The sequence below is a fragment of the Anaerostipes faecalis genome (genome assembly GCF_018982945.1).
GTDB lineage: Bacteria > Bacillota > Clostridia > Lachnospirales > Lachnospiraceae > Anaerostipes > Anaerostipes faecalis.
In genome coordinates, this window is record NZ_JABRXE010000004.1 from 98,885 (window position 1) to 120,201 (window position 21,317).

Annotated in this window: 19 protein-coding genes; 15 read left to right on the forward strand and 4 right to left on the reverse strand. The window is 37.0% G+C overall.

Translation table 11 applies throughout. The features are described 5' to 3' along the window. The first annotated feature begins 205 nt into the window (after window positions 1-205). The gene (locus KTB61_RS06075; RefSeq protein WP_216697030.1) at window positions 206-1,645 is read left to right on the forward strand and encodes an MATE family efflux transporter; all 1,440 of its coding nucleotides are present in this window, start codon (window positions 206-208) and stop codon (window positions 1,643-1,645) included. Here KTB61_RS06075 and KTB61_RS06080 read toward each other — a convergent pair. Beyond that, window positions 1,614-2,438: a helix-turn-helix domain-containing protein gene (locus KTB61_RS06080; protein ID WP_075760067.1), complete on the reverse strand. Its 825-nt coding sequence runs from the start codon at window positions 2,436-2,438 to the stop codon at window positions 1,614-1,616. The two genes, KTB61_RS06075 and KTB61_RS06080, sit on opposite strands and share 32 nt — an antisense overlap. 228 nt (window positions 2,439-2,666) lie before the next feature. Between KTB61_RS06080 and KTB61_RS06085 the strand changes: the two genes are divergently transcribed. Next, window positions 2,667-4,352 (forward strand): amidohydrolase, encoded by a 1,686-nt coding sequence (locus tag KTB61_RS06085; protein ID WP_216697031.1) that lies wholly within the window; start codon window positions 2,667-2,669, stop codon window positions 4,350-4,352. 28 nt (window positions 4,353-4,380) lie between these two features. Next, window positions 4,381-5,745, forward strand: coding sequence for an MATE family efflux transporter (locus KTB61_RS06090; protein ID WP_075760068.1), 1,365 nt, complete (start codon window positions 4,381-4,383; stop codon window positions 5,743-5,745). Window positions 5,746-5,812: 67 nt separating this feature from the next. Here the strand turns inward: KTB61_RS06090 and KTB61_RS06095 are convergent, their stop codons facing one another. Both KTB61_RS06095 and KTB61_RS06100 read right to left on the reverse strand, forming a co-directional pair. Continuing rightward, window positions 5,813-7,774, reverse strand: a complete 1,962-nt coding sequence (locus tag KTB61_RS06095) for a YhgE/Pip domain-containing protein (RefSeq protein ID WP_216697032.1) — start codon at window positions 7,772-7,774, stop codon at window positions 5,813-5,815. Window positions 7,775-7,786: 12 nt separating this feature from the next. Continuing rightward, window positions 7,787-9,856: an efflux RND transporter permease subunit gene (locus tag KTB61_RS06100; protein WP_216697033.1), complete on the reverse strand. Its 2,070-nt coding sequence runs from the start codon at window positions 9,854-9,856 to the stop codon at window positions 7,787-7,789. 163 nt (window positions 9,857-10,019) lie between these two features. On the opposite strand from KTB61_RS06100, the gene KTB61_RS06105 reads away from it, so the two are divergent. The 12 genes from KTB61_RS06105 to KTB61_RS06160 all read left to right on the forward strand — a co-directional run bounded on the left by KTB61_RS06105 (window position 10,020) and on the right by KTB61_RS06160 (window position 20,795). Then, window positions 10,020-10,619, forward strand: a complete 600-nt coding sequence (locus KTB61_RS06105; RefSeq protein WP_075760071.1) for a TetR/AcrR family transcriptional regulator — start codon at window positions 10,020-10,022, stop codon at window positions 10,617-10,619. 94 nt (window positions 10,620-10,713) lie between these two features. Then, window positions 10,714-12,132 carry a 4-alpha-glucanotransferase gene (gene malQ, locus KTB61_RS06110; protein WP_075760072.1) on the forward strand — a complete coding sequence of 473 codons (1,419 nt, stop codon included), beginning with the start codon at window positions 10,714-10,716 and terminating at the stop codon, window positions 12,130-12,132. 197 nt (window positions 12,133-12,329) lie between these two features. Further along, entirely contained in the window at window positions 12,330-13,178 is an 849-nt protein-coding gene (locus KTB61_RS06115; RefSeq protein ID WP_075760073.1) for a Rossmann-like and DUF2520 domain-containing protein, read from the forward strand. Then, window positions 13,175-14,002, forward strand: a complete 828-nt coding sequence (gene panB / locus KTB61_RS06120) for a 3-methyl-2-oxobutanoate hydroxymethyltransferase (protein WP_075760074.1) — start codon at window positions 13,175-13,177, stop codon at window positions 14,000-14,002. The genes KTB61_RS06115 and panB overlap by 4 nt, the downstream gene beginning before the upstream one ends. Before the next feature lie 27 nt (window positions 14,003-14,029). Beyond that, a complete protein-coding gene (gene panC / locus KTB61_RS06125) occupies window positions 14,030-14,872 on the forward strand; it encodes a pantoate--beta-alanine ligase (protein WP_216697034.1) in 843 nt (280 codons plus the stop codon). A 23-nt stretch (window positions 14,873-14,895) separates the two neighbouring features. Then, the gene (gene panD / locus KTB61_RS06130) at window positions 14,896-15,285 is read left to right on the forward strand and encodes an aspartate 1-decarboxylase (RefSeq protein WP_044921912.1); all 390 of its coding nucleotides are present in this window, start codon (window positions 14,896-14,898) and stop codon (window positions 15,283-15,285) included. 9 nt (window positions 15,286-15,294) lie between these two features. Further along, the gene (gene coaBC, locus KTB61_RS06135) at window positions 15,295-16,491 is read left to right on the forward strand and encodes a bifunctional phosphopantothenoylcysteine decarboxylase/phosphopantothenate--cysteine ligase CoaBC (RefSeq protein WP_216697035.1); all 1,197 of its coding nucleotides are present in this window, start codon (window positions 15,295-15,297) and stop codon (window positions 16,489-16,491) included. Window positions 16,492-16,615: 124 nt separating this feature from the next. Next, the gene (locus KTB61_RS06140; protein WP_075760078.1) at window positions 16,616-18,112 is read left to right on the forward strand and encodes a HAMP domain-containing sensor histidine kinase; all 1,497 of its coding nucleotides are present in this window, start codon (window positions 16,616-16,618) and stop codon (window positions 18,110-18,112) included. Further along, the gene (locus KTB61_RS06145) at window positions 18,105-18,794 is read left to right on the forward strand and encodes a response regulator transcription factor (RefSeq protein WP_075760079.1); all 690 of its coding nucleotides are present in this window, start codon (window positions 18,105-18,107) and stop codon (window positions 18,792-18,794) included. Before KTB61_RS06140 ends, KTB61_RS06145 begins: the two co-directional genes overlap by 8 nt. A 9-nt stretch (window positions 18,795-18,803) precedes the next feature. Next, a complete protein-coding gene (locus KTB61_RS06150; protein WP_216697036.1) occupies window positions 18,804-19,514 on the forward strand; it encodes an RluA family pseudouridine synthase in 711 nt (236 codons plus the stop codon). 15 nt (window positions 19,515-19,529) lie between these two features. Next, window positions 19,530-20,306 carry a phosphoribosylformimino-5-aminoimidazole carboxamide ribotide isomerase gene (gene hisA, locus KTB61_RS06155; RefSeq protein ID WP_075760081.1) on the forward strand — a complete coding sequence of 259 codons (777 nt, stop codon included), beginning with the start codon at window positions 19,530-19,532 and terminating at the stop codon, window positions 20,304-20,306. 15 nt (window positions 20,307-20,321) lie between these two features. After that, entirely contained in the window at window positions 20,322-20,795 is a 474-nt protein-coding gene (locus tag KTB61_RS06160) for a hypothetical protein (RefSeq protein WP_230973640.1), read from the forward strand. Between the two features lie 54 nt (window positions 20,796-20,849). Here the strand turns inward: KTB61_RS06160 and KTB61_RS06165 are convergent, their stop codons facing one another. After that, window positions 20,850-21,311 (reverse strand): hypothetical protein, encoded by a 462-nt coding sequence (locus KTB61_RS06165; RefSeq protein ID WP_075760083.1) that lies wholly within the window; start codon window positions 21,309-21,311, stop codon window positions 20,850-20,852. Window positions 21,312-21,317 lie beyond the last annotated feature (6 nt).

Genomic DNA, 21,317 nt, shown 5'->3' on the forward strand with positions numbered 1-21,317 from the left:
TACTAAAAAAAATACATCATTGACGATGAAAAAAGCTATTGATAAAATAAAGATTGTCGAGTGGCGAAAGCGTAAATCCAGATTTGGATTTGCGCTTTTTCTTTTTTAATTATATCAGGTTATGGCAGCTTTCCTTTAAAAGACTCCATATTAACATTGCCGGCAACAGTGTTCCATATGGTGTCGGAAAAAGGAGGTTTTGAAAATGGAACAGAAACAGACAGTGAATAAAATGGGGACAGAACCTGTAAAGAGATTATTACTGACAATGGGAGTGCCAATGATGCTTTCTATGGCGGTACAGGCGCTTTACAATATTGTGGATAGCTATTTTGTAAGTTGTATGCCTGACACAGATAAAATTCAGAATATGGGAGACTATGCAGTCAATGCATTGACCTTAAGTTTTCCTATACAGATGCTGATGGTTGCTATAGGAGTAGGTCTAGGTGTTGGTATCAATGCAATTTTGTCCAAGAGCCTTGGGGAAGGAAATCGTGAAAAGGCTGGAAAAATTTCTGGAAATGCTGTTTTTATTGGAATTTGCATGTATATTCTGTTTTTAATTTTTGGGTTCTTTGGAATAGATATTTATTTGAAATCGCAGACCAGCAATCCTGTTGTTTTGGAACTGGGGAAAGAATATCTGCAGATCTGTACCTTTGCATCTTTTGGAATTGCCATGTATATGATATATGAGAAATTACTGCAGGCAACAGGAAGGACAGGATGTGCTACCATTGCCCAGATTACCGGAGCAGTAACTAATATGGTGCTGGATCCTGTTATGATTTTTGGATATTTCGGATGTCCGAGGCTTGGGATTCAGGGAGCTGCCTATGCAACAGTCATTGGACAGATTGTCTCTTTTCTTATGGACATGATATTTCACTACAAATTTAACAAAAAAGATTTTGATAATAAACTGTCTTATCTGCGACCGGAAGGAAAAGTTTTAAAAGAAATATTCCAGGTGGGGGTTCCTGCAATTTTTATGCAGGCACTTATGTCTTTTATGACCTATGGGGTGAATATTATTTTTGGAGCAGTGTCTTTGGCTGCAGTAACTGCCTATGGTGTTTATTATAAAATTCAGCAGTTTGTATTTTTTGCAGCTTTTGGAATGAATAATGCAATGATTCCGATTATCGGATTCAATTACGGCATGCAGGATAGGAAACGTGTGAAAGATGGAATAAAATATGGAATATTATATACCCTTATTATTATGCTGATTGGAGCTGTGGGATTACAGCTATTTGCCGTTCAGATTTCAGGATTTTTTTCGATTTCTGCACATACTCAGATTCTTTGCATTCGTGCCATTCGTATCATCACCCTGGGATTTTTATTTGTGGGAGCCAATATTGCATATCAGGGTATATTTCAGGCACTGGGATATGGTGTTAGCTCCTTGATCGTGTCCCTTATCCGACTTTTAGTAGTTACTTTGCCACTGGCATGGGTTTTTACAAAATTTTCTGATCCGGAGAAGATCATATGGGCGGCATTTCCGATTGCAGAGGGAGTAGCATTTGTTGTGGCGGTTTTTATTATGAAAATAATTTCAAAACAAAAAATTGATCAGATGAAGACAAAAAGTGTAAAAATCATTACACAGATACAAGAACCTGCAATTCAATGATATGTTCTTCTTTGTTGGAAGATTCAGTTTCATCAATCATATAAAAGGAGTATATATCAGATTTAGGTGTTAAATTGTGATCATTCATATAATCAATTAATTCATTAAGGAATTTATAAGAAAGATCAGATTCTTTTTTAGATAAAAATGCCAATGTAAGATAAGAACCGGCAGGAAGTGTATAATTATGATTGTAATGATCGTCGTTAGTATAATAAAAAACACCGCGGACAATAAGTTCTTGGGTCTTTAGAAAATGTTCCAGATCTAATGCATAAAAATCACAGGCTCCTACAAGTGGCACTGTAATAGAATTTTCTTTCATGTATTTGATGATGGATATTTCAAAAATATCTTCTTCAATATCCTCATCGCTGATCTTAATGCTGTTCCGCTCTGGAAAATGTTGAAGTTGAATAGTTTCCAAAGGTGTTTCATATAAAATATGATTCATAAAACCAATGCGGGACTGAATGGATGATAAGGTTGTTTCCAGTTGGGAAATCTGTTGTTTTAATGCAATTTCTTCTTTGTGAAGTATGGAAAGTGTTTGATCAACAGAACGGGTAGTTACCAGTTCTTTGATTTCTGAAAGTGGAAATCGAAGACGCAAAAGTTCCATAACAATTCCAAGAGTCTCTATGTCACTTGATGTAAAATAGCGGTAGTTATTTTCGGGATTACGAATTGGATGGAGTAAGCCAATTTTCTCGTAATATCTTAAAGTATCAATGGTTGTATTAAATAAATCTGCCAGTTCTTTACTTTTAAAATGATATTTTGGTTTTTTCATAATATAATGTCTCCTGTTTTGAGTCAAAATCTTTCCTGTTTTCTTGTAATATAGCAAGAATAAAAATAAAAATCAAATTAACCATTGACTCATGTGTTACACATGGGTTTATGATTCTCTTGTAAGCAGACAAGGATGCCTGAGAAAAGGTATCTTTGTCTGCTTTGTTTTTGTTTAACTTGAAGTGTATTTATTTTACAAATGATAGATTAGATTGGAGAAATTATTGTGAGAAATGAATTGATTGTAAAAGGTAAGATTTTCACAGGAAATCGAGAAAAACCATGGGCAGAAGCAATGTATATCAAGGATGGAAAAGTTGCAGCTATTGGTTCATGGAATGAAGTAAAGAGTGTCACATCAGAAGAAATAAAAATAATTGAAGAATTAAAAGGGATGATAATGCCTGGGTTTACTGATGGTCATGGACACTATTCCTATTGTGGTGCCATTAAACAAAAAAGTATAGAATTGTTTGATTGTGATACAAAAGAAGATACCTTAAAAGCGATTAAAGACTTTGTAGATGAAAATCCAGAAGACGATTATTACATAGGAAATGGATGGACAGTTACAGCATTTGAAAATGGACCGACTCGACAGATGTTGGATCAGATTTGTGATCATAAACCTATCGTATTAATGTCTGAGGATGGACATGGAAGATGGGGAAACACAAAAGCTTTGGAACTAGCTGGTATTACAGTAGATACAGAATCAGAATTGCAGGGAGAAATTGTGCTGGATAAAGATGGTGAACCGACAGGTTATTTTAAGGAATGGATCGGATTTTTATTGGATAAAGCGGTTCCGGAGGCTTATTCTGTGGAAGGTATGAAAGAGAGCATGGAAGAAGAGCAAAGAGAATTTTTGTCCAATGGAATTACATCTGTTTTTGAGCCGGTTATGGAACGTCCCGATACGGTGAGAAAGGCATATGAAGAACTAGATGCTGAAGGAAGATTAAAAATCAGATTTCAGACCGGATATTTTTGCAATCAGAGAAAATCTTATAAAAAGCAGTTGGAAAAGTTCTATGACCAGAGCACATCCTATAATGGAACAAAATATCGAAACGACTTTGTAAAAATCATGGTGGATGGTGTTGTAGAAGGACAAACCGCATATTTATTTGATGAGTACAGTAATAAACCGGGATATTATGGACTTGCAAACTGGACACAGGAAGAACTAAATGATATCTGTCAGATTGCAAAAAAAATGGGATTTCAGATTCATATGCATGCTATTGGCGATGCTGCACTGGATATGGCATTGACCGCCTTGGAAAATGCAGAAAATACTCAACCTGAACATGGATGGCTTGGAGAATTTGAAGAATTCCGCCCGGCCATTACACATTTACAGCTGGTTCGTCCTGAAGATGTAAAGCGAATGAAAAAACTGGGAGTTACGGCAGCTGCCAATCCTTATTGGTTTTTTAAAGAAGCAGGTTACTATGAAGAAGTTGAAGAGAAGGTTTTGGGAGAAAGAGCGAAGAAAGAATATCCGATGAAGATGTTCTTTGATGGCGGATTAAATGTGACGGGAGCTTCAGATTATCCGGTAACCCTTCCGGTAGTTCCTTTAGCAGGTATGGAGATTGCGGTAAATCGTAAATTTCCCGTGACAGCGGAAGAGACTCTCCTGAATTTGGAAGAAAAAGTCACTTTAGAGCAGATGCTATATGCATTTACCATAAATGGAGCCTATCAGATGGGAGTTGAAAGTACATTTGGTTCATTGGAACCGGGAAAAGAAGCAGACTTTATCATAACAGACCGGGATTTACGAACGGTGCCTGATCATCAATACAGTGAAGTTCATGTATTGGAAACTTATATTCATGGTCAGTGTGTATATCAGATGGGAAATGACTCCCGAGGGAGTCTTGAACATAGTGAATCATTATAAAAGGACAAACGAAAAGGAGGACAAAACTATGGATGAAATGATGATGGATGAAAACAAGTTAAAAAGAGATTTCAACTGGAAAACATTACTGCTGTTTGCAGTACCTACAATCGCATTAAATTTGTGGCTTGGAGTGTATCAGCTGATCAACTCAGCAATCAGTTCCAGTATGATTAATACAGATGCTCTGGCAGCGATTGACATCTGTTATCCGATCTTGTCAGTGGAAGAAGGACTGGCAGCGATGCTCGGTGCAGGTGCATGTGCGGTAATCGGGAAAAAACTAGGTGAAGGAAAAATAAAAGAAGCCTGTTCCAATCTGACGATGGTCACTCTATTTGGAGCAATCATAACAGCAGTTTACCTGGCATTGGTATTTGTTTTTAGAACATCTCTTCTGGAAACTCTTGGTGCAACTCAAAGATTAATGCCTTATTGTGATGAATATGTAAAAGTTCATGTAATATTTGGCGTTTTTTATATGATTCAGACCATGTTTCAGCTGGTTTTAGTCGTAGCAGGAAGACCTGGAGTAGGGTGTGCATTAACTGTTATTGCCGGAGTTGTTGAAATTGCAACAGTATATTTATTTATCGGAGTATTTCATCTGGGAATCATGGGATCTGCATTGGGAGCAGGATGTGGAATGCTTGTTTCAGCCATTGGTTCTATTCTTGTGTTATGTAATAAAAAACAGGAATTACATTTTGTGATTCCTGATTTCTCAGGAAAAGATTTAGGAAAAACATGCTGGCTTGGTGTAGCAGATCTGATTCAGAGTGCAGCTCTTGGATTGATTACAGCTCTTTATAATATTGTCTCCATTAAGTATTATGGAGAAACAGGATGTGCAGCTATTACCATTTTACTGTATTCTCAGTGGTTATTTGCTTCCAGTCTATATGGATATGGAAAAGGAATCAGCCCAATTATCAGTTATAATCTTGGAGAGAAAAAATTTGATAAAATTAAACAGTATATTAAGAATGGAAGTATAACCATAGTATTGGCATCTGTTTTGATATTTGGAGTAGCATGTATACTGGCAAAACCAGTAATTTTAATGTATTGTCCGGAAGGCAGTGAAGTATATAATATGACCATAAAAGTGTTCTGGATTTTCTCGCTGAATTATCTGCTATATGGTGTTGGAACCATGGTAACAGCTATCTTTGTTGCATTAAATGATGGAATAAGAGGAACCGTTCTGGCGACGTTTAGAACCATCATATTCCCAATTTTGATTTTGTCATTTCTTCCAATGGCAATTGGTGGATTTACCATCTGGATTGCCATGCCATTAAGTGAGGGGTTATCTATTATATTAGCAGCATTTTTGCTGTGGACAGATCGAAAAGTATTACATTTCAACACAGAGCCTGCTGTAGAATAAAATAATAAAAAAGAGAGCATTGGAGTTGACTGATAAAATGGTTAGGACCAATGCTCTTTCTTTAAGTCTATTTTTCAATTTCTTCAGTTTCAATCATAAATTTGACGCTGCCTTTTGCATTGCCTGCCTTTTGGGTAAAGGTCTGATAATCATTTCCCGCATCTACAACTGCATTTGCACGGTCTAAAGTTTCCTGAAGATCTCCATTAATGGTATCTGTCAGTTTTTTAATACCATCATTGTGAAAAGTAATCATACCTTGATTTAATGTACTGGCACCGGATTGTAATTGAGAAATACCAATAACCAGTTTTCCGGTTCCGTTGTCTAATGTACTGGCACCGGCACTTAGTTGCTTTCCTCCTTTGGATGCAGATGTTAAGCCATTGTTTAAAGTGGAAGCACCGGCATTTAACTGACCGATGGAAGAGGTTAAGGTTCTGGAAGAGGCCAGTAACCGGCTGGTTCCTGCAGAAATCTGTTGTAATGCAGATTGAAGTTTAGCAGTAGAATTTTTTGTAGCCGTCAGTAATTTCTGGATATTTCCAAGGGATGCCGCAATAACCTGCAGATCTGTTTGTGTTTGCTTTAAGCTGTTTCCGATGGAAGTGGCAGAACTTCCGATAGAAGAAACATTGTTTCCAATGGTTTTAGCATGATTTCCAAGAGAATCTGCATCCTGTGCCAAAGCTCCGGCAATGGAAGCTAATTGCTGGCGTTGTTCTGCAGGAATATTTTCATCCTGTGCCAAAGATCCGATTTTTTCTGCCTGGGAACCGATATGAACGGCTGATGTTCCTATGGACTGGGCACAAACACCAATATTTTGAGTGGATGAGCCGATCTGTTCCGTTTTTGTTTTGATATTTGTAAGTTCAGCGGTAACTTCTTTCTGTGCATTTTGCAGATTTTGCTGAAGTTTTTCCTGGCTGTTTTCATCTGGTACAGAATTTTTTAATTGGTTTATGATTTGTTTGATCCCAGAGTCCAGTTCCTGTACAGAAGAAGGAAGTTTCCTTGTTTTAGAAGCCAGCTGTGAAGTACCATTTTTTAAATCCGCAGATCCGTTTGCCAGTTGATTGAGGCCACTGGATAAATCCTTGGAACTTTTACTTAATTTTGAAGTTCCGGCTTTCAATTCTTTGGATGCTGAAGACAGTTTTTCAACGCCTTCCACCAATTCCCTGGAACCATCGACCAGCTGATTGGATGCATCTTCAAGCCGATGAAGTGAGGATGTAAGCTCATCAAAGGAATCTATATGATCAAGACCAAGTTCAGACAAGGTGTTTGCTGTTGCAACAGTGGCTGTTACAGACATCTGAAAATCTTTCGCATCAGCAGTGATTTCAAAGTCTTCTGGAAGATCAAAAGCATCTCCAAGACTTGTTTGGTCCAGATTCAGGCTTTTTGAAAGACCTGGCATTGCTACACCGATGACAATGTGCTTATTACCGTCAGAAATCACTTTACCATTGGATACTTTTACATTGGAAAAATGATCAGTATTCAAAATGGCAGCAGTGACCATGGTAAATGGTGTATAGACAGTAGTGCTTTTTCCCTGAATGGTCTTTTGTATCTTAGAGTGGTTAGTGTAAGAATAATGAATTTTTATTTTACCGGATTTTCCAACCAGTTTAGCAGGACTGGTTTTTTTGCCGTCTAAATAATAGGTAACTTTCATGGTCACTGGAAGGCTTTTATTGGAATTACCCTGATAGTAAATATCATTTCCGTTGGCAGACCATGTAATTTTGTGATTTTTTCCACGAGAAAATGTTTCGTTACCTTTTACATTTTCAATATCTGTTAAATCTGTGGCATCTTTGATTTCCTTCTCACTGGTAAAGTTTTTCAGCCAGTCACTTACAATTATAGATTTTTCATTTCCGTTTGAGTCAGTTTTTACATAAACAGTTTCTTCCTTTTCAACATCATCGGAAGCAAAAACAGGTGTTACAGATGTTGCTGTCAGAACTGCTGTTAGCAGAATTGCAAAACTTTTACTTATTATTCTTTTTCTCATAACATATTGCTCCTATTCTAAATGTCCCATATGAAGGGTTGTTTTACAGATTACTTTATCGAATACCATAAACATTGCCGGCAAGATACAAATGACAGCGATAGTACTGATGATAGCTCCTCTTGCCAGCAACGTGCAGATTGAGCTGATCATATCAATATTGGAATAAAAAGCGATTCCAACAGTTGCCGCGAAGAAACTTGATCCGCTGGTAATGATAGATTGCATGGAAGTTTCATGGGCAATACGGATGGAATCTTTCTTTCCAGCTCCCCGTAATCGTTCTTTCTGATAGCGACTGGTCATTAAAATAGCATAATCAACAGTTGCTCCCAGCTGAATTGTTCCAATAACAATACTTGCCACAAAAGGTAGTGTCAGTCCGGTATAGTAAGGTATTGCCATATTAACATTGATAGCGAACTCAATAACTGCAACCAGAAGAAATGGAAGGGAAATGGAACGAAATACAATGAGGATAATAACAAAAATTGCAGCAATGGAAGCCATATTTACGTTTCTTAAATCCACATCAGTTACCGTTTCCAAATCATTCATTAAAGGTGCTTCACCAATGACCATGGACTGGCTGCTGTATTTTTTCACAATGCTGTTAATCTGTTTAATCTGCTGATTTACTTCTTTAGTGGCAGATTTATATTTAGAACAGATAAACTGCATTTCATAATCGTCACTTTGTAACGTTTCTTTCATGGAATCAGGAATCATGTCAGAAGGAATGCTTGAACCGATAATAGAATTCATTCCCAAACACCATTCTACTCCATCCACTTTGTCAATCTCTTTTTGCATGTTAGTTTTTTCTTTGGAAGATAGTCCGTTTTTTAATAAAATCATATGAATGTTACTCATATGAAATTCGTCGCTTAATTTCTTGTTTGCCACATTGCTGGGAAGATCCTGCGGAAGAGATTTATCTATATTGTAATAAATTCCGGTATGATTATTTCCATAGACAGCAGGGAATAACATAACAAGGAAAATTACAATAAATGCTTTATAGTGTTTTGTTATAAAATGAGAAGCACTGGTAAAATCAGGCATCAGACAGCGATGCTTTGTTCTTTCAATCAATGGGTCAAATACAAGAATCAAGGCTGGAAGTATTGTTATACAGCAGACAACTCCAATAACAACACCCTTGGCCATAACAATTCCAAGGTTGGCACCTAAAGCAAAAGTCATGAAACACAAAGCAATGAAACCTGCAATGGTGGTAACAGAGCTTCCGGCAACAGATTTAAATGTATTTGAAATGGCATGTGCCATGGCACGATTTTTATCATTTTCAAATCGTACTAAATTATCTTCGTAGCTATGAAGAAGAAAAATGGAATAATCCATGGTAACTCCCAGCTGCAAAATGGCGGTTAGAGCCATTGTAAGGTAAGATACATCATTCAGGAAAATATTCGTTCCCAGATTATAAAGAATTGCCATGCCTATACTTAAAAGAAACAATATGGCAACCATGAAGGAATCCATACTAAGGCAAAGTACCAAAAAGGAAAGTATGGCAGCAATTGTTACATAAATAGGTATTTCCTGGATAACCAGATTTTTAATATCAGTTACAACGCCAGACATACCACTTAGAAAACATTGTTTTCCTACGATATGACGCATGTGGGTAACAGCATCCATCGTTTCATCAGAGGAGGTGGTTTTGTCGAACATTGCAATCATCAAAGTGGCATTTTTATGAAAAAATACATTCCGGATTTTTTGAGGAAGCATTTCTTTTGGAACACTTAAATCCGCAATATCGTCATACCAGATAATTTTATCTACATGTTCTGTTTTCTCCAGCTTTTGTTTTAGTTTCTGTACGTCTTGTAATTTCATATCCTCTACGATAATCATGGAATATGCACCGGCACCAAACTGGTCTACCATAATATCCTGACCTTTTACGGTTTCCAGAGAATTTGGAAGATAGCTAAGAATATCATAATTAATTCTGGTTTTGGAAATCCCAATGACAGAAGGGATTAACAAAATCAGGGAAAGTGCCACGATTAGTTTTTTATGTTTTGCAATCCATTTTCCAAACTTGATCATAATAACCTCCATAATTTAATACTGACCTTTAGTCATTTTTTTCTAAATAATGGTATATAACAAAAATGACTAAAAGTCAATAACATTTAAAAATCTTATAGAAAATTTGATTTTTGCCCATTTTGAGATATACTTAATAAAAAGAAGAGAAAGGAGGATTTCTTTGAAGAAAGTTGAGGAAAAAAAGAAAAGAAAGCAAACAGCGTTATTGGATACAGCATATGCCCTATTTACACAGAACGGCTTTCATAAAACGTCTATCTCAGATATTGCCAATAAAGCAGGTGTGGCAAAAGGAACCTTTTATCTATATTTTAAAGATAAGGTAGATATTCGTTATAAACTGATTGCCTTTAAATCTGCAGAAGTTTTTAAAAAGGCATACAATCGTCTTCAAGAAGAAGAAATTCCTGTTTTTGAAGATCAGATTATTTTTCTGATCGATCAGATCATCGATGAACTGGAGAAAAATCCTACATTACTAAAATTGATTTCAAAACATTTGGGCTGGGGAATGTTTAAAAATTCTCTTGTTGATCCAATCGATGATGCTCAGAGAAATATTTATGATATATATATGAAACTGTTGAATGATTCAGGACACAAATTCGATAAGCCGGAAGTAATGATCTATATGATCATCGAACTGGTAAGTGGATGTTGTTACAGCTCTATTCTCACGGGACAGCCAGTATCTGTACAGGAATTAAAGCCTCATTTATATGAAGCCATCCGGTTGATTTTGAAAAAACATCAAATATAGTGAATTGTACAAGATTTTAACCATTCTCTATAACAAAAAGTGTGATATAATAAAAAATAATGTTATCTGTAAATGTAGTTAAAGGGAGAATTCAATGAAAGCTAGTGGAATATTGTTACCAATTTTTAGTTTACCGTCGTCTTATGGAATAGGATGTTTTTCAAAAGAAGCGTATGATTTTGTTGATTTTCTGGCAGATTCAGGACAGAAATACTGGCAGATTTTACCTTTGGGAACCATAGGAGCGGGGAATTCCCCTTATCTTTCTTTTTCAAGTTTTGCAGGAAGTACATTATATATAGACCTGGAGCAGCTTGTAGAAGAAGGATTATTAACGAATGAAGAAATAGAAGAGTTTAAAGAAGAGAATACAGGTAAAGTTAATTATGATAATGTACATAAGAGCCGCAGGCTGCTTTTAAGAAAGGCCTATACCAGATTTAAGCCTGATACAGATTTTAAGAAATTTGTTGAAGACAATAAACATTGGCTGGATGAATATGATGCATTTATGATGGAACAGAAACCGGAATGTAAAGAAGGGTATTTTAAATTTGGCCAGTATGTCTTTTTGAAGCAATGGTTGAAACTTAAAGCCTATGCCAATGATAAAGGAATTGAAATTATTGGAGATTTGCCATTTTATGTTGCATTATCAGGGACTGCTTTTAAAAATCATAAAGAATTATTTAAAGTAACAGAAGATGGAGAGCCTTCGGTTGTTGGAGGATGTCCTCCGGATGCTTTTGCAAAAGATGGACAGGTATGGTCCAATCCTGTATACGATTGGGAATACCATAAGAAGACAGGCTATAAATGGTGGATGGAACGCCTTTCTCATAATTTCTTGTTATATGATGTACTTCGACTGGATCATTTTCGCGGTTTTGATGAATATTTTGAAATTCCTGCTGAGGATGAAACAGCAGTTAATGGAGAATGGGCAGCAGGTCCGGGATATGATTTCTTTGAAACAATGAAACAGGAACTGGGAGATAAAAAGGTTATTGCAGAAGATCTTGGCTTTTTAACAGATGGAGTCCATAAATTATTAAAGGATACAGGATATCCAGGAATGAAAATACTGGAGTTTGCCTTTGGTGCATGGGATGACAGTATTTACCTTCCGCATAAATATTCTGAAAACTGTGTGGTTTATACAGGTACTCATGATAATGATACTGTAGAAGGATGGTATGAGACATTATCACAGGATGATAAAAACTTTTTGGAACATTATCTGTCACATAGTACTATTGAACGCACAGGAAAAGTTAATCTTGATTTGATTTCTCTTGCTCTGGAAAGCAAAGGTGATATGGTTATCATTCCTTTACAGGATTATCTGGGACTTGGAAGTGAAGCACGGATTAATACACCATCTACTGTGGGAGATAACTGGGAATGGCGCGTTAAGACAGAACAGCTTACAGATGAATTGAAAGATACAATTTACACTTTGACAAAAAGATACAGAGGAAAATTCGAAGAAGCAACAGAAAATAATCAGTAGAAGAAATGGAAGAGACTCGAAAGGGTCTTTTCTTTTTAAAATGATTTGTCAAAAAAATAACAAAAATAGGTCTGGTATCCCATTTAATACTTGCCTTTTCGTATATACAGTGATATAGTACCACTTGGATGGTATTCTTGAAAGAAATCATACCGGTTATAATTAGAACATCACCTGACGAAAGTAGGTGATAATGTATGAAAGTAGGATTTATCGGGGCTGGCAAGGTAGGCTGTTCCCTTGGAGATTACTTTGTACACAATGATATTCCCGTTGTGGGATTCTATAGTCGCACACAAGCATCAGCAGGTGAAGCGGCAGAACAATGCAATACAACACATATTGGCAGGATTGACAAAATGTTAACAATGTGTGATGTTCTTTTTCTAACGGTACCAGACGATGCGATTGAAGGAGTCTGGAAACAGATTAAAACTTTTCCGATAAGAGGAAAGTATATCTGTCACTGTAGCGGATCTTTAAGCTCCGCTGTTCTTTCTGGGATTGAAGAAACCGGTGCATACGGTTATTCTATTCATCCAATGTTTCCATTTAAAAGTAAGAAAACTGCATATGATGACCTGAAGCAGGCACTGTTCACGGTTGAAGGTGATAAAGACCATATGGAAAAGCTTCTGAAAATGCTGCATGAATGTCCAAATACATTTGTACCAATGCAAAAAGAAGACAAAGCAAGATATCATGCGGCTGCGGTATTTGCATCAAACCTGATGGTAGGACTTATAAACCAGTCCATGGGACTTTTAAGCAAATGCGGATTTAGTAAAGAAGAAGCACTATGTGCCATTAAGCCTTTAGCATTACAAAATCTCAATAATATTTTTGAAACAGGTACCATGAAGGCTCTTACCGGACCGGTAGAACGTCATGATCTGGGAACCCTGGAAAAACATTTAGATGTGCTTGATTCTCAGGAAATGGATACCTATAAGGCTTTGACGAAAGAAATCATTAAAATTGCAGAGGATAAGCATCCGGAAACAGATTATGCAGATATGAAGCAATTATTGGAGGAAGAAAAATGAAACAAACAGTGAGTACCTTACAAAAAATGAAAGATAACGGTGAAAAGATTTCCATGCTGACAGCTTATGATTATTCAACAGCAAAGCTGTTTGATGAGGCTGGAATTCATACAATGTTAGTTGGAGATTCTCTTGGAATGGTAATGCTTGGTTATGATTCAACAATTCCAGTAACCGTAGAAGATATGATCCATCACGGAGCAGCTGTTGTCCGTGGTGCAAAAGAGGCCCTGATCGTAGTAGATATGCCATTCTTGTCATATCATACATCTGTATATGATGCAGTTGTAAATGCAGGACGTATTATGAAAGAAACCGGTTGTACAGCTGTAAAGCTGGAAGGTGGAAAAGACGTATGTCCTCAGATTGAAGCAATCGTGAAAGCGCAGATTCCTGTTTGTGCACATATTGGTCTGACTCCACAGTCTGTAAATGCTTTTGGTGGATTCCGCGTACAGGGGAAAAGTGAAGCAGCAGCACAGGAATTGATTGAAGCAGCTCTGGCTGTAGAAGCAGCAGGTGCATTTATGGTTGTTTTGGAAGGAATTCCTGCAAAACTGGCATCTATTATTACAGAGAAACTTCATATTCCGACTATTGGAATCGGCGCAGGAGCAGATTGTGATGGACAGGTTCTGGTATATCAGGATATGTTATCTATGTATGGAAATTTTGTTCCTAAATTTGTAAAACAGTTTGCTCAGGTTGGAGATATTATGAAAGATGCTGTTGCACAATATATGACAGAAGTGCAGGATGGCACATTTCCGGCAAAAGAGCACACATATGCCATCAGCGATGATATTATAGAAAAATTGTACTAGAAGTAATGAAATATAAGGAGAAATGCAATGAAAATTGTTGAAACAGTAAAAGAGGTAAGGGAACAGGTAAAGGAATGGAAGAAACAGGGACTGACAGTAGGACTCGTTCCAACCATGGGATATCTTCATGAAGGACATAAAAGCCTGATGGAAGCTGCAAGAAAAAACAATGATAAAGTAGTAGTCAGTATTTTTGTAAATCCAATGCAGTTTGGACCAACAGAAGATCTTGCAGAATACCCAAGGGATCTGGATCATGATGCAAAGTTATGTGAGGAAGTAGGAGTTGATTTGATTTTCCATCCGGAACCGGAAGAAATGTATGAAAAGGATTTCTGCTCTTTTGTGGATATGACCGGATTAACAGAAGGGCTTTGTGGAAAAACAAGACCAATCCATTTCCGTGGTGTTTGTACTGTAGTAAACAAATTATTTAATATCGTAACACCGGATAATGCATATTTCGGACAGAAAGATGGACAGCAACTGGCTGTGATCCGTCGTATGGTCCGTGATCTGAATATGGATATCAATATCGTTGGATGTCCGATCGTCCGTGAAGAAGATGGGCTGGCTAAAAGTTCCAGAAATACTTATTTGTCTCCGGAAGAAAGAAAAGCAGCACTGATCTTATCCAAAACCATCAAACTTGGAAAAGAACTGGCAGCAACAGAAAAGAATGCAGCAAAAGTGATCGCAGCAATGAAAGCGAATATTGAAACTGAGCCATTGGCGAAGATTGATTATGTGGAAGCAGTGGATGCAGTTTCCATGGCACCGGTTGAAACACTGGATGGAGAATGTATGCTTGCTATGGCTGTATATATTGGAAAAACAAGACTTATTGATAACACATTAATTAATGATTAGAATAAATAAGGAGAAAATCAGAAATGAATATTAGTATGTTAAAAGGAAAAATTCACAGAGCCACTGTAAAACAGGCAGAACTGGATTATGTAGGCAGCATTACTGTTGACCCTGTACTCCTTGAAGCTGCAGGCATCCTGGAATATGAACATGTACATATCGTAGATGTGAATAATGGAAGCCGTTTTGAGACTTATACAATTCCGGGAGAGCCTGGAAGTGGTATGATCTGTCTTAACGGACCAGCTGCAAGATGTGTGGCAACCGGAGATAAGATCATTATTATCGCATATGCTGATATGACTCCGGAAGAAGCAAAAACATTTGAACCTAAAGTTGTATTTGTAGATGATGATAATCAGATTTCACGTTGTACAAATTATGAAAGACATGGACGACTGGAAGATATGTAGGAGAAAAATATGTTAAAAGGGAAAACCGTTGTACTGGGAGTAACTGGAAGTGTTGCTGCATATAAGATGGCAAATGTGGCCAGCATGTTGGTAAAACGTGGATGTGAAGTCCATGTTATCATGACAAAAAATGCCACAAATTTTATTAATCCCATTGCATTTGAAAGCCTGACCAATACCAAATGTCTTGTGGAAACATTTGACAGGAATTTTCAGTTCCATGTTGCACATGTTTCTTTGACAGATAAAGCAGATGTTATGTTGATTGCTCCTGCATCTGCCAATATCATTGGGAAAATTGCAGGAGGAATCGCAGATGATATGCTTTCCACAACAGTGATGGCATGTAAAAAACCTGTCATTATCGCTCCGGCAATGAATACCAAAATGTATGAAAATCCAATCCTGCAGGATAACCTGGATAAATTAAGAAGATTTGGTTATGAAATCATTGAACCTGATTCCGGACATTTGGCATGTGGTACTACAGGTGCAGGGAAAATGCCTTCAGAAGAAGTACTTGTAGCTCATATTGAAAGACAGATCGCTATGGAAAAAGATATGAAGGGTAAAAAAGTCCTGGTTACAGCAGGTCCTACCATTGAAGCCATTGATCCTGTTCGTTTTATCTCTAATCACTCTTCAGGAAAAATGGGGTATGCAATTGCCAAGGCAGCAATGTTAAGAGGAGCAGAAGTCACATTGGTAACAGGAAAGACATCTTTAGAACCGCCAATGTTTGTAGATGTTGTTCCGGTTAACAGTGCAGCTGATATGTATAAAGCGGTGACTGAGAAAAAGGACCAGCAGGATATTATCATAAAAGCAGCAGCAGTTGCTGATTATACTCCGGCAGAAGTCAGTGATGAGAAAGTAAAGAAAAAAGATGCAGATATGAGCATATCTCTGGTTCGTACAAAAGATATTCTGGGAACATTGGGAGTTCAGCGGAAAAAAGGACAATTTTTGTGCGGATTTTCCATGGAAACTCAGAACATGCTTGAAAACTCCAGAGCGAAACTGCAAAAAAAGAACATTGATATGATCGTGGCAAACAATCTCAAAGAAGAAGGTGCCGGATTTAAGACAGATACCAATGTGGTGACTTTTATTACCAGAAATGAAGAAAAACAGCTTCCGAAATTAACCAAAAATCAGGTTGCAGATGAACTTTTAGATTATATTCTGAAACAGATGGAAGCATAACAATTGCAGGAAACTTCAATAGAAGATGTTTATAAAAATTAAATAAAAAATCGTACAAATTCTTTCTTTTTTTCTCCCCTATGGTAAAATATATGTATAGGACAGAAAGGGAGCAATTATAAGAATGAAAGCAGTGAATAAAGTTCGATTAATCTATTTGCCAGCGATTGTACTACCGTTTTTTGCAATGATAGTATCAATCGCTGCTTTAAGTGTAGGCTATGTGCGGATGACAGATACTGAAGTGACAGAAGATGCCTTTGAACGGGTCGTGAATCCGTTAAAGACTATGAATAATTCCACAAAAGGAATATTCAAAGAACTTGAAAAGAAGGCATTGATTCAGCCGGAAGTATTTGAAGACCAGAAATATCTGGAGATGATAAATCATAAGCTCTCAGATAAAGATTCCTATCTGATCGTCAGAAAGAATGGAAGTATTGTTTACAGAGGAAAAGCTGATAGTGATCCGGAACTGGAGACTAAACTGCCAGAGTACGGAAGTGGTGGAAGTGACCAGGACAGAGGCTTTTTCGTCGGAAAACCAGGGAATTATCTGGTAAAACAACAGGATTTTGAATATCAGGATGGTGGAAAAGGCTCTGTTTTTATTATGACAGATTTGGGAACAGTTCTTCCACGTTATAAGAATATGATCATACAGGTATTTTTTGCTGTTCTGGGAGTTCTTATTTTAACCAGCAGTTTTCTTTCTTGGTTCATGTATAAGGAATTTGTGGGACCGATTCGTCAGTTAAAGGCAGGAGCAGAGCGAATTAAAGATGGAAATCTTGATAATGACGTTGTGATATACAGCGGTGGTGAAGAAGTCAGAGAATTATGCGATGCCTTTAATGAAATGCGGGCAGAGCTGAAAGATTCTATTGATGCCAGAATGGTCTATGAAAAACAGAATCGTGATCTGATCAGTAATATTTCTCATGACCTGAAAACCCCGATTACAGCTATTAAAGGGTATGTGGAAGGTATTATGGATGGTGTGGCAGATACTCCAGAAAAGATGGATCGTTATATCAAGACCATTTATAACAAGGCAAATGATATGGATGTGCTGATCAATGAATTATCCCTTTATTCAAAGATTGATTCCAATATTATTCCTTATAATTTTGAAAAGATTAATATAAATGCATATTTTAAAGACTGCGTTGATGAAATCGGAGCTGATTTGGAACAGAAAGGAATGCTGTTTTCATATAGAAATTACTGTTCAGCTAACACCACAGTTACGGCAGATCCTGAGCAGTTAAAGAGGGTCATTAATAATATTATCAATAATGCGTGTAAATATAATAATAAGGCCAAAGGAAAGGTGAGTATTACTTTGACAGAATTTGACCGGAAAGTGCAGATTGAGATTAAGGATAATGGAATTGGAATTTCTAAGGAGGATCTGCCTCATATTTTCCGAAGAACTTATCGGGCAGATATGTCAAGAAATTCTGCAGGGGGAAGTGGCCTGGGATTATCTATATGTAAAAAAATCATAGAAGAACATGGTGGCGAGATTTGGGCAGAGAGTAAATTACGTGCCGGAACAACCATATTCTTTACATTGAATAAAGTGCTGGATAAATCAAAGGAGAATGAAAATGAGTAAAATTTTAATCGTAGAAGATGAACTTGCAATTGCAGAACTGGAGAAAGACTATTTGGAATTAAGTTCCTTCGAAGTTGAAATTGAAACAGATGGTAAAAAGGGTATGGAGATGGCATTGAAGAATGATTATGACATGGTCATTTTGGATATTATGCTCCCTGGAGTGGATGGATTTGAAATCTGTAAGCAGATTCGTGCTGTAAAAGAAATTCCAATATTAATGGTTTCTGCAAGAAAAGAAGATATTGATAAAATCAGGGGACTTGGCCTTGGAGCAGATGACTACATTACAAAACCATTTAGTCCAAGTGAGCTGGTTGCCAGAGTAAAAGCTCATCTGAATCGCTATCAGAGACTGGTAAATAATCAGATGGATGTAAATGATGTCATTGAGATTCGCGGATTGAAAATCGACAAAACAGCAAGAAGAGTTTATCTTAATGATGAAGAAAAAATATTTACCACCAAGGAATTTGATCTTCTGACTTTTCTGGCCAGCCATCCAAACAGGGTCTTTACAAAAGAGGAATTGTTTAATAAAATCTGGGATATGGAGTCACTGGGAGATATTGCAACCGTTACTGTTCATATTAAAAAAATCCGGGAGAAAATTGAGATGGATACATCAAAACCTCAGTATATTGAAACTATCTGGGGAGTAGGATATCGATTTAAAATGTAGGTATAGTTTATGAGAAAGAAGAAGATTGAAGTTTTATATAAAGATGAAGCAATTGTGGTTTGTGTGAAACCAAAAGGCATGCCTACGGCAAGTGACAAATCAGGAGATATGGATTTGCTTCATCAGCTAAAAAATCAGCTGTTTTTTGAAGAAAAAGGAACTAATGAACCGGAGTTATATGTGGTACACCGGCTGGATCGTCCGGTAGGCGGGGTTATGGTATTTGCCAGGACAAAAGAGGTAGCAGCTAATTTAAGCGAGCAGATCAGAAACCATCAGTTTCAAAAGGATTATCAGGCGGTATTAACAGGCTGGCTGCCTGAAGATGAAGGCACATTTCGGGATTTTTTATTAAAGGATGAACGTAAGAATGTTTCTAAGGTGGTAAAAGAGGGAACACCAGGTGCCCGTGAAGCTGTATTGGATTATGAAGTTATTGATATGATGGAATCCAAGAAGATGAAATACACTTATTGTCTGATTCATCTTCTTACAGGAAGGCATCACCAAATCCGGGTACAGACATCATCCAGAGGATTTGGCATATGGGGTGACACCAAATATAATCCATTGTTTCAGAAAACAAAGAAGAAATATAAAGAAATTGGATTATATGCCACAAGAATCAGCTTTTGCCATCCAGTTACCAATGAGAAGCGCAGTTTTAAGGTAGAACCTTCCGGAGAAGCATTTGAACTGCTTGAAATGACAGATTATTAGGAGCATGAAATTATTATGAGATTCAGACCATGTATTGATATTCACAATGGAAAAGTTAAACAAATCGTCGGGGGAAGCCTGCTGGATCAGGGGGACTGGGCACAGGAAAATTTTGTATCTGTGCATGATGGAGGATTTTATGGTAAACTATATAATGATAATAACTTAAAAGGTGGACATATTATTTTACTTAATGCAAAGGATTCAGACTATTATGAAGCTGATCGTGCAGAAGCAGTAAAGGCACTGGAAGCTTTTCCAGGAGGTCTGCAGGTAGGCGGAGGAATAACAGATGAAAACGCAGCTTATTTTTTAAAAAAAGGAGCATCTCATGTAATTGTGACGTCTTTTGTATTTGTAAATGGAGAGATTCGTTTTGACCGTCTGGATGCTTTGACACAGGCGGTTGGAAAAGAACATATAGTACTTGATCTAAGCTGTAGAAAAAAGGATGAAGGCTATTTTGTTGTAACGGATCGTTGGCAGAAGTTTACCAGAGAACAGCTTACAGTTGATCTGTTAAAGCAGCTGGAACAGTATTGTGACGAATTTTTGATACATGGAGTAGATGTGGAAGGAAAAGCCCAGGGAATTGATCAGAAACTAGTCAGTATTCTGGCAGAGTATCAGGGAAATCCTGTTACATATGCCGGTGGTGTACGTAATTTTGAGGATTTGGAAATATTAAAAAAATATGGAGAGAACCGCATTGATGTAACCATAGGAAGTGCATTGGATTTATTTGGAGGCACGATGAATTTTTCAGAAGTGTTGTCCTATTGCGGAAAATAGATGGAGGGTAATATAATGAAATTATTGTATGAAGCCAGTAATTTTACCATACAGGTACATTGGGTTGTACCATTTGCAATCTTAGGTTTTATTGGAGCATTACTTCTTCTTTTTGCCAAGAAACCTTTTTTTAAGCTGCTTTCAGCAGTTTGTCTGACTATTTGTGCTATTGCTGCATTGCGTTTTACTTTTGGCTATATGCAGATTATTCATACTTATAAACAGGGAAAATATCAGACAATTGAAGGTTATGTGGAAAACTTTGTTCCTGCTTCTGTTGGAGGCGAGGATAAGGAAGATATGGAAGAAGAAAGTTTTGATATCAAGGGTGTTCATTTTTCTTATGGAGACAGATTCATTAAGAAGTTTGGATACCATCTGCCATCCACCCAGGGAGGTTATATAAAAAGAGATGGTCAGTATTTAAGAATTGGTTATATTCAGACAGAAAAAGGTCATGTGATTGTTAAAATAGAAGAACGTAAATAAAAATGCCGGAATCTCATGGTAATGGAGATTCCGGTATTTTCTGTTAGGAATGTATTACTGTTTGCGCATATATTCTGCGCCCTTTTTTGCAAGCTTTGCACGAATACCTTTCTTTTCTGGTTCAGGTGGTGCAACATTACGAAGATTTTTGATACTTGTAATATAAATTCCACTTACAACAGCCTTAATTTCAGCCTTTACAGGAACATCATCAAAGATTGCTTCGTCACATAAAAGTGGAGTAATCTTAGGACCAATTTTAACTTTAACAATTGGTACTTTAGACATCTTTGCGCGCTTTGGAATATTGTCAGTAACCATTTTAGGAAAGCCTGCATCCATAATCTTCATACGTTTCTTGTCTATGACAAGCATGGAAACAGTCTGTGCCATCTCATCCAGCTGAGCTCTCTGCTCTTCCTGTTTCTTCTGCATTTTGTTACCATAGTAATACAGAATACCTAATATAGCAGCGATGATTATTCCAACGATTAAAAGAATTAACCATATTTTCATTATTCT

Excerpts from the sequence above, each read along its gene's own strand:
- KTB61_RS06075 (WP_216697030.1), top strand. The coding sequence starts at position 206 with ATGGAACAGAAACAGACAGTGAATAAAATGGGGACAGAACCTGTAAAG.
- KTB61_RS06080 (WP_075760067.1), bottom strand. The coding sequence starts at position 2,438 with ATGAAAAAACCAAAATATCATTTTAAAAGTAAAGAACTGGCAGATTTA.
- KTB61_RS06090 (WP_075760068.1), top strand. The coding sequence starts at position 4,381 with ATGGATGAAATGATGATGGATGAAAACAAGTTAAAAAGAGATTTCAAC.
- KTB61_RS06095 (WP_216697032.1), bottom strand. The coding sequence starts at position 7,774 with ATGAGAAAAAGAATAATAAGTAAAAGTTTTGCAATTCTGCTAACAGCA.
- KTB61_RS06100 (WP_216697033.1), bottom strand. The coding sequence starts at position 9,856 with ATGATCAAGTTTGGAAAATGGATTGCAAAACATAAAAAACTAATCGTG.
- malQ (WP_075760072.1), top strand. The coding sequence starts at position 10,714 with ATGAAAGCTAGTGGAATATTGTTACCAATTTTTAGTTTACCGTCGTCT.
- KTB61_RS06115 (WP_075760073.1), top strand. The coding sequence starts at position 12,330 with ATGAAAGTAGGATTTATCGGGGCTGGCAAGGTAGGCTGTTCCCTTGGA.
- panB (WP_075760074.1), top strand. The coding sequence starts at position 13,175 with ATGAAACAAACAGTGAGTACCTTACAAAAAATGAAAGATAACGGTGAA.
- panC (WP_216697034.1), top strand. The coding sequence starts at position 14,030 with ATGAAAATTGTTGAAACAGTAAAAGAGGTAAGGGAACAGGTAAAGGAA.
- panD (WP_044921912.1), top strand. The coding sequence starts at position 14,896 with ATGAATATTAGTATGTTAAAAGGAAAAATTCACAGAGCCACTGTAAAA.
- coaBC (WP_216697035.1), top strand. The coding sequence starts at position 15,295 with ATGTTAAAAGGGAAAACCGTTGTACTGGGAGTAACTGGAAGTGTTGCT.
- KTB61_RS06140 (WP_075760078.1), top strand. The coding sequence starts at position 16,616 with ATGAAAGCAGTGAATAAAGTTCGATTAATCTATTTGCCAGCGATTGTA.
- KTB61_RS06145 (WP_075760079.1), top strand. The coding sequence starts at position 18,105 with ATGAGTAAAATTTTAATCGTAGAAGATGAACTTGCAATTGCAGAACTG.
- KTB61_RS06150 (WP_216697036.1), top strand. The coding sequence starts at position 18,804 with ATGAGAAAGAAGAAGATTGAAGTTTTATATAAAGATGAAGCAATTGTG.
- hisA (WP_075760081.1), top strand. The coding sequence starts at position 19,530 with ATGAGATTCAGACCATGTATTGATATTCACAATGGAAAAGTTAAACAA.
- KTB61_RS06160 (WP_230973640.1), top strand. The coding sequence starts at position 20,322 with ATGAAATTATTGTATGAAGCCAGTAATTTTACCATACAGGTACATTGG.
- KTB61_RS06165 (WP_075760083.1), bottom strand. The coding sequence starts at position 21,311 with ATGAAAATATGGTTAATTCTTTTAATCGTTGGAATAATCATCGCTGCT.